12 protein-coding genes are annotated in these 11756 nt (G+C 68.5%); 11 read left to right on the plus strand and 1 reads right to left on the minus strand.

Going from position 1 to position 11756, the window contains the following annotated elements; genetic code table 11:
* Positions 1–14: 14 nt before the first annotated feature.
* The gene (locus tag ABZ833_RS34810; protein WP_361055410.1) at positions 15–1346 is read left to right on the plus strand and encodes an Nramp family divalent metal transporter; all 1332 of its coding nucleotides are present in this window, start codon (positions 15–17) and stop codon (positions 1344–1346) included.
* Positions 1347–1412: 66 nt separating this feature from the next.
* Here ABZ833_RS34810 and ABZ833_RS34815 read toward each other — a convergent pair whose 3' ends face one another.
* Positions 1413–2426, minus strand: coding sequence for a chitinase (locus ABZ833_RS34815; RefSeq protein WP_361055413.1), 1014 nt, complete (start codon positions 2424–2426; stop codon positions 1413–1415).
* Positions 2427–2642: 216 nt separating this feature from the next.
* On the opposite strand from ABZ833_RS34815, the gene ABZ833_RS34820 reads away from it, so the two are divergent.
* The 10 genes from ABZ833_RS34820 to ABZ833_RS34865 all read left to right on the plus strand — a co-directional run bounded on the left by ABZ833_RS34820 (position 2643) and on the right by ABZ833_RS34865 (position 11753).
* Positions 2643–3551 carry a hypothetical protein gene (locus tag ABZ833_RS34820; RefSeq protein ID WP_361055416.1) on the plus strand — a complete coding sequence of 303 codons (909 nt, stop codon included), beginning with the start codon at positions 2643–2645 and terminating at the stop codon, positions 3549–3551.
* Positions 3552–3660: 109 nt separating this feature from the next.
* Positions 3661–4374, plus strand: a complete 714-nt coding sequence (gene cpaB / locus ABZ833_RS34825) for a Flp pilus assembly protein CpaB (protein WP_361055419.1) — start codon at positions 3661–3663, stop codon at positions 4372–4374.
* Positions 4375–4465: 91 nt separating this feature from the next.
* Complete coding sequence (locus tag ABZ833_RS34830; protein ID WP_361055422.1) at positions 4466–6076, plus strand: AAA family ATPase; 1611 nt, start codon at positions 4466–4468, stop codon at positions 6074–6076.
* A 116-nt stretch (positions 6077–6192) separates the two neighbouring features.
* Positions 6193–6522, plus strand: a complete 330-nt coding sequence (locus ABZ833_RS34835) for a TadE/TadG family type IV pilus assembly protein (RefSeq protein WP_249592868.1) — start codon at positions 6193–6195, stop codon at positions 6520–6522.
* 10 nt (positions 6523–6532) lie between these two features.
* The gene (locus ABZ833_RS34840; RefSeq protein ID WP_361055426.1) at positions 6533–7891 is read left to right on the plus strand and encodes a CpaF family protein; all 1359 of its coding nucleotides are present in this window, start codon (positions 6533–6535) and stop codon (positions 7889–7891) included.
* A 70-nt stretch (positions 7892–7961) separates the two neighbouring features.
* Positions 7962–8906: a type II secretion system F family protein gene (locus tag ABZ833_RS34845; protein ID WP_361055429.1), complete on the plus strand. Its 945-nt coding sequence runs from the start codon at positions 7962–7964 to the stop codon at positions 8904–8906.
* Between the two features lie 35 nt (positions 8907–8941).
* Positions 8942–9832, plus strand: coding sequence for a DUF5936 domain-containing protein (locus tag ABZ833_RS34850; protein WP_361055432.1), 891 nt, complete (start codon positions 8942–8944; stop codon positions 9830–9832).
* A 492-nt stretch (positions 9833–10324) separates the two neighbouring features.
* Entirely contained in the window at positions 10325–10513 is a 189-nt protein-coding gene (locus tag ABZ833_RS34855; RefSeq protein ID WP_361055779.1) for a hypothetical protein, read from the plus strand.
* An 11-nt stretch (positions 10514–10524) separates the two neighbouring features.
* Entirely contained in the window at positions 10525–11118 is a 594-nt protein-coding gene (locus ABZ833_RS34860) for a pilus assembly protein TadG-related protein (RefSeq protein ID WP_361055782.1), read from the plus strand.
* A gap of 32 nt (positions 11119–11150) precedes the next feature.
* A complete protein-coding gene (locus tag ABZ833_RS34865) occupies positions 11151–11753 on the plus strand; it encodes a hypothetical protein (RefSeq protein WP_361055435.1) in 603 nt (200 codons plus the stop codon).
* The last annotated feature ends 3 nt before the right edge of the window (positions 11754–11756 follow it).

The raw sequence follows: 11756 nt of genomic DNA on the forward strand, positions 1-11756 counted from the left end.
GTTTCTTGATCGGCATGGCTGAAACGACAGGCAGTGGCACTGCCACGGGAGATGCGGCTCCCCAGCCCCGCAAGTCCAGCTGGAAATACATCGGACCCGGCATCGTCGTCGCGGCGACCGGCGTCGGCGCGGGCGACCTCGTCGCCACGCTCATCGCGGGCAGCAACTTCGGCTACACCCTGCTCTGGGCCGCTGTCATCGGCTGCGTCGTCAAGATCTCGCTCGCCGAGGCGGCCGGACGCTGGCACCTGGCTACGGGGCGCACCCTCTTCGACGGCTGGGCCAGCATCGGCCGCTGGACGACGTGGTTCTTCGTCGTCTATGTGGTGATCTGGGGGTACGTCTACGGGGCCGCGGCCATGTCGTCGTCGGGACTCCCGCTCCAGGCGCTCTTCCCGGACGTCATGGAGCTCAAGTGGTGGGCGATGCTCACCGGCGTCGTCGGACTGGTCTTCGTCTGGTTCAACAAGTACGCCGTCTTCGAGAAGGTCATGACGGTGCTCGTCGGCATCATGTTCGTCGTCACCGTGTATCTCGCCATTCGTGTCACGCCGCACCTCGGCGACGCCTTCGCGGGCCTGCTGCCGGTGCTGCCCGACGAGAAGGACTCCATCCTCAACACGCTCGGCCTGATCGGCGGCGTCGGCGGCACCATCACGCTCGCCGCGTACGGCTACTGGGTCAACGCCAAGGGCTGGACGAACGCGGGCTGGATGAAGGTGATGCGGCTCGACAACCGCGTCGCGTACATCACCACCGGCATCTTCGTCGTCTCCATGCTCTTCGTCGGTGCCGAGCTGCTGCACTCCGCGAACGTCGCGATCGCCAGCGGCGACCAGGGCCTCGTGCAGCTCTCCGGCATCCTGGAGAAGGAGTACGGCGATGCCACCGCCAAGCTCTTCCTGATCGGCTTCTTCGCCACGTCCTTCACCTCGCTCATCGGCGTCTGGCACGGCGTGAGCCTGATGTTCGCCGACTTCGTGGAGCGCTACCGCAAGCAGCGGTCGGGCGCCGACGACAAGTCCCTGAGCGGCGAGGAGGTGGCGTCCGGAGCCCGCGAGAAGTCGGTGCCGTTCCGTGCGTACCTGCTCTGGATGACGTTCCCGCCGATGATCCTGCTCTTCCAGGGGCAGCCGTTCCGCCTCATCATCATCTACGGCGTGCTCGGCGCGGCCTTCATGCCGTTCCTCTCGCTCACCCTGGTCTGGCTCCTCAACTCCTCGCGCACACCGCGGGAGTGGCGCAATGGCTGGCTCAGCAACGGGATGCTGGCGATCGCGGGCCTGGTGTTCCTGGTCCTGTGCGTCAAGCAGATCACGGACCAGGACTGGGGGAGCTTCTTCTGACGGCCGGCCACGCATGCGGCAGCGCCGCCGGGGGAGCGGCGGCGCTGCGGTTGGGAGGGGTCGCGCCTACGGCAGGCCGTGGACGTGGGGGCCCACCGCCTTGGACCAGGAACTGCCGTCGGCCGCGTCCCAGTTCGTCGACCAGGTCATCGCGCCCCGGATGTCGGGGTACGTCTTGGACGGCTTGAAGGAACCGCAGCTGGTGCCCTTCGCCAGGCAGTCCAGGGCCTGGTTCACGACGGACGGCGAGACGTATCCGCCGCCCGCGGCCTTCGCCGAGGCCGGGACGCCTATGCCGACCTGCGACGGGGCGAGGCCGCCCTCCAGCTGGATACAGGCGAGCGCGGTGAGGAAGTCGACCGAGCCCTGGCTGTAGACCTTGCCGTCGCAGCCCAGCATCGAACCGCTGTTGTAGTACTGCATGTTGACGACCGTGAGGATGTCCTTCACGGCGAGCGCCGTCTTGAAGTACTCGTTCGACGTCGACTGCATGTCGATCGTCTGCGGAGCCATGGTCAGGACGAACCCCGAACCGGCCTTTCCGGCAAGGGACTTCAGCGCCTGCGACATATAGGTCGAGTTGAGCCCGTTCTCCAGGTCGATGTCGACGCCGTCGAAGCCGTACTCCTGCATGAGTTTGTACGCCGAGTCAGCGAAGGCGGTCGCGGAGGCTCCGTCGTTGACGGCCACCGCGCCCTTCTCGCCGCCGACCGAGAGGATCACGGACTTCCCCGACGCCTGCTTGGCCTTGATGTCGGCCTTGAACTGGTCGACGGTGTACCCGCCGAGCCCGGCCGAGTCGAGGTTGAAGGCGAGTTCGCCCGGCGTGGAGGTCGCGTCCGCGAACGAGACCGCGATGATGTCGTACTCGTCCTGTACGTCGCCCAGCTTCTGGACCGTGGCGCCGTTGTCGAAATTCTGCCAGTAGCCGGTCACCGCATGCTTGGGCACCGCGCGGGTCCCGGCTTCCGCGTCGTCGGCGCCGCCGGTGAGCAGGCCGGTGAGCGCGAGGGCGAGTGCCGTTGTCAGACCGATGACGGAACCTGCCTTCCTGCGTGTCCTGCCGCGTGCGTGGTCCACTTCTGCCTCCGGTGGGGGGAGTTGGGGCGTTCGGAGAGCTCTCACTTGGTCGTACAAGCTGGTCCAGACCAATTGAGTTGTCAAGACCTCTGGCATCACCCGGACCCCGCCAGTCCGGCCAACCTCAATGTGAACAGTGGGAAGTTGGGTGTTGAGGTGGCGCTGACCTGGATAAGGTGCTGAGGCAGAAGTGCACGAAGACCGGGGGGTGTGCGTATGCCGACCGCCATAGCCGTCACCGGCCCTGACCTGGTGCTGCCATCGCCCGACCGGCACACCCCGTCGGCGGCCGTCCTCCAGAGCGCCGTCCAGTCACCGCGGACGTACTCCCTGGACCAGGCGCTCACCGAGATGCACACGCTCATCGAGCACCACGGCTATGTGATCGTCCTGTGCCCCGCGTCGGCGCCGCCCGCCGTCGCGCAGCGCCTGCACGCGATCCGCTCCGTCCTGGAGAGCGACCGCATCGCGATCCTCCGCCCCGACCTGCCACCACTGGGTCTCGCGGTCCTCGCGCTCCAGCTCCGCCAGCTGTCGATCTGCGACTTCAGCCCCGGCGTGCTCGCGTCGGCGGCCCGGCTCCTGTCGCACTACATCTACGCGGGCGCGCTGCTCGGCTCGGTGGCCAAGCTCGACCGGGTCCCGGTCACCCTGCAGTCCCACGCCAAGTCGTGGGTGCCGGGCGCCCAGTTCGCCGTCCTCGCGACGCCGCGCCCCGAGCTGATCAAGGTGACGGGTGACGCGACGCTCCCCGGCCCCGGATTCGGCACGAAGATGCTGTACGCCACCGGGCAGCTGGGATCGGCCGCCTGGGTCACCGAAACGCTCGCTCCCGCCTGGCGGGCCCAGGGGGTTTCGGAGACGCGCCTGCCGGGGGAGTCCGCGCGCTGGTGGGCGACGGGCAAGCTCGTCGAGTTCGCCGCGGCGATCCCCGACATCTCCGTGCTCTACCAACTGGTGGCGTCCGTCAGGCGGGACGACTGCCACTGGTGCGGCCTCGAACTCATCGGCGACCGCTGCGGCTTCTGCGCCGCGCCGCTGCCGCCGCCTCCTGAACGCTCGGTGGCGGCTTCCGCTTCATCTGCCGCTTCCGTCGTACGAGCGCTGCCGCGAGGCGCGACGTAGAGCCTGCCCTCTGTCCCCTTGTGCACGACCCCGAACGACCCCGAACTGAACGCGCGCCACACCGCTCACTGTCCGTAGCCGTCCGCACCCGATCGAGGTAGTCCGGTTCATGAACTCACGCCAGCGCCGCGGCGTCATCCTGCTGGTCCTGTCGGTCCTGGCCGCGTTCGGCGCGTTCGCGGGTGTCCTCTCGGTGATCCGGGACGTGAACTCGAAGGTGGGGCCGGAGGTGGCCGCGTACAAGCTCAAGGGGGACATCGCCCCCTACAAGGAGCTGAGCGCGGACCAGTTCGAGAAGGTCGAGATGCCGGAGCGGTGGCTCTCGGAGAACGCGGTCACCGACCTGCGCCAGGTGCGCGGAAAGATCGCGGTCACGGAGCTGCGGAAGGGGTCGCTGCTCCAGACGGACATGATCGTGAAGCGCCCGGAACTCGACCCGGGGCAGCAGGAGATCGCCATCATGATCGACGCGGCGACGGGCGTCGCGGGCAAGATCACGCCGGGTTCGACGGTGAACATCTACGCCACCTTCAAGGGCGAGACCGACAACGCCAAGGACCAGTCGAAGGTCATCGTCGAGTCCGCGAAGGTGATCGACGTGGGCAAGCTGACGGCGCTCGACCCCGACCAGGACGACCGCAGCAGCCGTCGCACGGCGACGGAGGCCGTGCCGATCACGTTCGCCCTGGACACGGCGGACGCGCAGCGCGTGGCGTACGCGGAGTCGTTCGCGACGCACGTCCGCCTGGCCCTGGTGGGCCAGGGCGGGGAGAGCGCCATCCCGCGGGGCGACCGGACTTACACACTCGACGAGGACAAGTAGGGGGCCAGCGGATGAGGCGACGCACGTCCGAACCGCCGCTTCACGGCGGATCTCTCCTGCCCACCCACCCGACTGCCCGGCAGCGTGACGTATGACGACCCGCATCCTCCCCGCGGTGGGGGACCTGGACGCCGCCCGCGCGCTCTCGACCCTCGTCGGGCAGCTCCCGGACGCCGAACCCGCGCTGCCCCTCGCCGACTCGACCGCGCTCCTGGACACCCTGGCCAGGCTCGCATCCGAGTCCCTCGACGAGCTCCCCGAAGTCGTCCTCATCCATGAGCGCATCGGCCCCGTCCCCGCCCTCGACCTGATCCGCGACCTCGTTCTCCGCTTCCCCGCGGTGGGCGTCGTCCTCATCACCGCCGACACCAGCCCCGGCCTGCTCACCGCCGCGATGGACTCCGGCGCACGCGGCATCGTCGGCTTCCCGCTCGCCTACGACGCGCTCGCCGAGCGGGTGCACGCGGCGGCGGCCTGGTCGGCCGGTATGCGCCGGCATCTCGGCAGCGGGGGAATGGAGCTCTACGCCGGGCAGGGGGAGACCCCCGGCGGCGGTCACGTCGTCGCGGTGAGCGGCGCCAAGGGAGGGGTCGGGACCACCCTCACCACCGTCCAACTCGCCCTGGCCGCATGCGCGTCCGGCCGCAGCGTGGCCCTCCTCGACCTGGACCTCCAGTCCGGGGACGTCTCCTCCTACCTGGACGTCCAGTTCCGCCGGTCCATCGCCGACCTCGCGGCGATCACCGACATCACGCCCCGCGTCCTCCAGGACGCCGTCTACACCCACGAGACCGGCATCGGACTCCTTTTGGCCCCCGGCGAGGGCGAGCGGGGCGAGGAGATCACCGACCGGGTCGCCCGCCAGACGCTCGGCGCGCTGCGCAGCCGCTACGACGTCGTGCTCGTCGACTGCGGTACGTACGTCACCGGGGCGAGCGCGGCAGCCATCGAACTCGCCGACCAGGCCATCCTGTTGGTCACCCCGGACGTCGTCTCCGTACGCGCCGCCAAGCGCATGGTCCGCCTGTGGGACCGCCTCCAGATCCGCAAGGCGGAGGAGACGCTCACGGTCGTCAACCGCCACGGCAAGGGAGCGGAGATCCAGCCCTCCCTGGTGGAACGGGTGACGGGGACACGGGTGGCCCGCACCACCGTCCCCGCCAACTTCAAGGAACTGCAGGGCGCGGTCGACGCGGGCCGCATGCAGGACCTGGACAGCAAGTCCACGGTGAAGCAGGCGCTGTGGGCGCTCGCGGGCGAGCTCGGCCTGGTGGACCCGGAGGCGTCCGGCACGGGCAAGCGCGGTGCGCTGACCCTCCGCAAGCGGATCGGCGGCGACCGGGGCGCGGTCACCCTGGAGTTCGCCGGCATGTTCCCGCTGCTGCTCGCCGTGATGGGCCTCCTGTGGCAGTGCGCGCTGTACGGCTACACGTTCTCCCTGGCGGGAAACGCCGCGGACGAGGCGGCGCGGGCGGCGACAGCCGCGTACGCGGTGGGCGAGGGCGGGGCCGCGGCGTGCGAGTCCGCCGCGAAGGAGCATCTGCCCTCGGCGTGGCAGGGCGCGGAGGTGTCCTGCACGGACGACGGGGCGGTGTGGAAGGCCCACGTGGACGCGGACGTGCCGCTGTTCTTCCCCGGGATCGACGCGGGGTGGAGCGTGAGCGGGGAGGCGGGGGCGGCGAAGGAGGGTGAGGACCAGTGACAGGGCTGAGGGTTCAGCCCGTCCGGCGTCTGAGCACGAACGCGGCGAAGCCGGTGACCGACGGTGCACATCGGTCCCGGCGAAAGAACCCCCGCTGGAACGACCGCGGCGTATCCATGCTCGAGTTCGCCGGCTTCCTCCCCATCCTGCTCCTCATCGGCCTGGCCGCGATCCAGCTCGGCCTGGTCGGATACGCCGTCAACCAGGCCGGATCAGGCGCCCGCGCGGCAGCACGTGTCGCATCGCAGGGCGAGGGCGGCCAGGCCGCGGGCCTGGCGGCGATGGACGGCAGCCTCGACGCGCAGGTCGCCCTCAGCGGGGGCGGCGACACGACCACGGCGGAGGTCACTGTCCAGGTCCCCACCCTCCTCCCCTTCGTGGACGGAGGCTGGTCCGTCACGAAGTCGGCCACCATGCCCAACGACGAAGACGAAGACGGGAGCTGAGAGAGAACCGATGAGCCTCCGCGACCGCATGGCGACCCCGCACGACCACGGCAAGGGAAGCGACCCCAGCCGCGACGACAGCCTCGTGGCCGTCTACCGCGCCAAGCTCCTGGAAGAGATCGACCTCGCCGAGATGTCGTCCCTCACCACGGCGGACCGCAGGGTCCGCCTGGAACGCGTCATGGGCCACATCATCAGCCGCGAGGGCCCCGTCCTGTCGACCTCGGAGCGCTCCCAGCTCATCCGCCGCGTCGTGGACGAGGCCCTGGGCCTGGGCGTACTCGAACCACTCCTCGCCGACGCGTCCATCACGGAAATCATGGTGAACGGCCCGGACTCGATCTTCGTGGAGCGAGCCGGAAGAGTGGAGCAACTGCCCCTCCGATTCGCGTCGAACGACCAGCTCATGCAGACCATCGAACGCATCGTCTCCACGGTCAACCGCCGCGTGGACGAGTCGAACCCGATGGTCGACGCGCGCCTGCCCACCGGCGAGCGAGTGAACGTGATCATTCCGCCGCTGGCCCTCACCGGCGCGACCCTCACGATCCGCCGCTTCCCCCGCGCGTACACGCTGCACGAGCTCATCGGCCTCGGCTCGCTCGACGAGCACATGCTGCTCCTGCTCTCCGCCTTCGTGCGCGCCCGCTTCAACGTCATCGTCTCCGGCGGCACGGGCTCGGGGAAGACGACCCTCCTGAACGCCCTCTCCGGCCTCCTCCCCTCCCACGAACGCATCATCACCATCGAGGACTCGGCCGAACTGCAACTCCAGCAGGACCACGTGATCCGCCTCGAATCCCGCCCCCCGAACGTCGAGGGCAAGGGCCAGATCACCATCCGCGACCTGGTCCGCAACAGCCTGCGCATGCGCCCCGACCGCATCATCGTCGGCGAGGTCCGGGGCGGCGAGACGCTCGACATGCTCCAGGCGATGTCGACGGGCCACGACGGCTCGCTCGCCACGGTCCACGCGAACACGGCGGAGGACGCCCTGATGCGCCTGCAGACCCTCGGCTCGATGTCGGAGGTCCAGATCCCCTTCGAGGCCCTGAAGGACCAGATCAACTCGGCGGTGGACGTGGTCGTCCAGCTCGCCCGGCACGCGGACGGCTCCCGCAAGATCGCCGAGATCGTCCTGCTCGTCTCGCACGGCCGCGAGCAGTTCCGCATCGCCCCCGTGACCCGCTTCGTGCCGAACCGGCCGGGCGGCGGCGGCCTGGACCGCCGCGTGCACGGCTACTTCGAGCACCTGCCGCTGCCGCGCTCCGTCGCCGAGCGCCTCTACGTGGCGGGCGAGCCGGTGCCGCCCGGTTTCGGCGTGGCCCAGGCCATAGACGCACTGAACACAAGAGAGGCGATCGGATGAGCACGCGGGCGCGTACAGGGCCGGGCATGAGGCCGGGTACGAGGTCGGGTACGAGAGAGGCCACGGCCTGATGGAGAACCAAGCCGCCCTCCTGGCCCTCGGCGCCACGATCCTGACCGGCACACTCGCGGTCGCGGGCATCCATGCCTACGCGTCCGGCCGCGCGCAGCGCCAGGCGCTGGTGGACCGCCTGTCGATCGGCCCCGGCACGGGCGACGCGGGCCACCGAGGCCGCCGCTTCTCGGCCGTCGACCGCCGCCTGCGCCGCACCCGCCTGGGCCGCTCCATCCACCTGCGCCTCTCGGCGACGGGACTCGACCTGACGGCGGGCGAGTTCTTCGTCTACGTCGTGGCGGTCGTCGCCGCGCTCTGGCTGATGGCGGCGGCGACGCTGGCCCCGTTCTTCGGCCCGATCGCGGGCATCGTGGCGGTCTGGAGCGCGGTCGTCTTCCTCAACTGGCAACGCCAGAAGCGCATCGAGGCCTTCATCAACCAACTCCCGGACGTTGCACGCATCCTGGCGAACGCGACGGCGGCGGGCCTGGCACTGCGCACATCACTCGCGATGGCGGCGGAGGAACTGGAAGCCCCAGCGGGCGAGGAACTGTCAATGGTCGCAGACCAATTAACACTGGGCCGTTCGATCGACGACACGCTGGGCGAACTGGCAGAACGCCTCCCGTCCCGCGAACTGATAGTCCTCGTCACGACATTGGTGCTCTCCAACAAGGCGGGCGGCTCGGTGGTGAACTCCCTCCGGAACCTCACCCAGACCCTGGAGGACCGCAAGGAGACCCGCAGAGAGGTCCGCACGATGCTCTCGGAGGTCCACGCGACGGCGTTCACGGTCCCGCTCCTGGGCCTGGGCTCCCTGCTCCTGATCAACTCCTCCAATGAGGGAGCGCTGGCGAGGGTGACGGGCTCACCGATGGGCCAGATGCTGATCCTGATCGCGCTGGGCCTGTACGCGGTGGGCTTCTTCGTGATCAGACGCCTGGGCAAGATCGAAGTCTAGAGAGACCAACCCAACCTGAAGGGAGGGGCGTCAAGTTGCTGGCACTGGCTCTGGCAGTGGTGATGGGACTCGCGGTGGCGGGAGTCTGCCAAGGCGTGCGCATGTACCGCGCGGAGGCGAAGCTCCCCTCGGACCTGGCGATCGCCCTGGAGGTCGGCGCCACCCGCGTCTCGGCGGCGGGCTCGGCGGTGGACCGCATCGGCATGCGCTTCGCGCCGCTGGTCCTGCGCCTGATGGGCCCGAAACGGGTGGACGCCAAGCGCCGCAGGATCGACATGGCGGGAAACCCGGGAGGCCTGACGATCGACCGCTATGCGGCGCGCAGGGCGGTCTACGGCATCTTCGGCCTCGTGATGGGCCTGGTCTTCCTCTCGAACGGCTCCTCGCTCTTCGGCCTGCTCACGTTCGCCTTCGGCGTGACGGCGGCGGACGCGCTGATCTGGCAGGCGATACGGGAGCGCCGCGAGGTCATCGACCGCACGCTGCCGGACTTCCTGGACGTACTCGCGGTGGTGGTGTCGGCGGGTCTGGGCTTCCGCCAGGCACTGGACCGGGTCGCGGAACGCTACGAGGGCCCGTGGGCGGACGAACTGCGCATCACGCTGCGCCAGATGGACATGGGAGTCAGCCGCCGCCAGGCGTTCGACGAACTGCGCCGCAGGAACGCGTCGGAACAGGTCTCACAGTTCGTCTCGGCGCTCCAGCAGGGCGAGGAACTGGGCTCGCCCATCGCGGACACGCTGATCCAGCTCGCCACGGACATGCGGCGCACGGACGCGCAGAACTCGCGCCGCAGGGCGGCCAAGACGATCCCCAAGGCAACGATGGTGACGCTGGTCTTCATGCTTCCGGCCACGATGATTCTGATCGCGGCGGGCATGTTCCTGGGCTCGGGTTCGGACTTCGGCTCGATCCTGGGGAAGTGAGGGTGGCGATGAACGGTGCGGTGGGCCTCGCGGCCGGAGCAGGTATCAAGCCAGTCAGCGAAAACTCTTCGCGGCTGCAACCCAATGTGGGACAGTCACCCCGAGGGCGGGAAGGGCGGACTGACCCCGGGGGTGGCCCCTGCCGGGACCGGTCAGCGCCACGCACCCCAACCATCCTTTGCAAAAGACGAGTTCACGGTATTCGCGGGAGGGGAAGTCGTGGAACGCATTGAGCCGCCGACGGTCCGGTCGCGCACCACTGCCGCACGCCTCCGGGGTGCGTGATGACCTCGCCGCCGGGGAAGGGAACTCGCCAACTTGCGCGTCACAAACGGCATTGGTTGCGGAGAGTGGCTGTTGGGTCACATGATCTCGCGTACGTTGCCTATGACGACAGCGGCATCGGAATTGGTTGCGCCAGCGGTGCGTGTGCGTGTATCGGGTGGGAGAGAAGGGGCCGTCGTGCTGAAAGATCGCGTACTCAGAGTCTGGGTGGACTGGACCGTGACCGTGACTTCCCGGGTTCGGGGGAGGGAGCGGGATGCGGGGGCTGGGTTTGTGGAGTATGCGGGGCTCATGATTCTTATCGCGGGGATCTTTACGCTGATCGATCAGCTGGGGCTGGACGGTCTGATCTCCGGGGCGATCGGGGACGCGGTCGACCAGGTGATCGGCGGCTGATTGCGCGCCGCCTGCGCAGTGACCGAGGGCAGACTCTTCCCATCTACATCTGGATGACGGGGATTCTGCTCTTTGTTGCGTTCGCGTTCTTCGCGTTCGCTCAAGCTGCATCCGCCCGAAACGGTGCCCAATCCGCAGCTGATGCCGCGGCGTTGGCGGCTGCTCAGGATGCCAGAGAGGAACTCGTTGATGGGCTGGGGGCGTCCATCGGCGAGGGGGACGACTGGCTGGACTGGCTGGATGGCGACAAATTCAACGGTGACGGGGCCGCAGGCGCGGCGGATGCGCTGGCTGCGGACAACGACTCGGCTGTCAGGCAGTTCGGGGCGGCTGAGGTAAACGGCTACCCGGGTTTCTCGGTGAAGATCGAGACCAACTACACCGTCGGAGACTCCATCATTCCGGGCACGGAGAGCCAGCACGCCACGGCCGAGGCCACCGCCATCATTAAGCCGCGCTGCGATGTTGCTCCTTCGGCCGACCCGGAGAAGGCCGTGGAATTCGACTGCGACGGCGGCGACTCTTTCGAGATCGACCCGGACGACTTCGAACTGGATGATCTTCCGGACGCATCCGTTCTCTTCTCTGTCCACCTGGCTGACTGATGAGTGGCCGACGAAAGAAGGAAGCTGTACCGATGAACATTCGGCGCACCATTAAGACCCGCAGGGCAATGACCGCTGTGGCGATCACTACTGGGCTGGTCCTCACGGTCGCCGGTTGTGGTGGGGGCGATGGTGGAGACGAGGACAAGCCCGACAAGAGCGCGTCTTCCTCTTCGCCGGCCAAGAATGGCGAGGGTGATGAAGAGCAGAAGCAGACGGAAGCACCCGAGACCGACAAGGTCCTGGCGGAGGCCAAAGATGGTGACATCAACGTCGTGATCAATTCGGCTCTCCGTGACGGGGGCGGCTTCGTCACCGTCTCCGGAACAGTGACGAACAATGGCAGCCAGTCCTGGCTCGGAGCGAACTGGGCAAGTGATGAACGGGAGCTTCGTTCAAACGGAGGGTCTCTGTCCGGTGCCAGCCTGGTGGACAACGACGGCAAGAAGAAGTACCTCGTGCTCAGGGATACTTCGGGGCGTTGCCTGTGCACAAAGTTCAGTGGGCGCGTGAAGCAGGGTGATACAGCCAGCTGGTTCGCTCAGTTCCCCGCCCCGCCTGAAGGAACCAGCAAGGTCAACTTCCAGGTCGGGTCGATGCCCCCCGCCTCCATCGAGATCTCCGAGAGCGAGTGACCC

The sequence above is a fragment of the Streptomyces sp. NPDC047525 genome (assembly GCF_040643025.1).
In the GTDB taxonomy this organism is placed as follows: domain Bacteria; phylum Actinomycetota; class Actinomycetes; order Streptomycetales; family Streptomycetaceae; genus Streptomyces; species Streptomyces durmitorensis.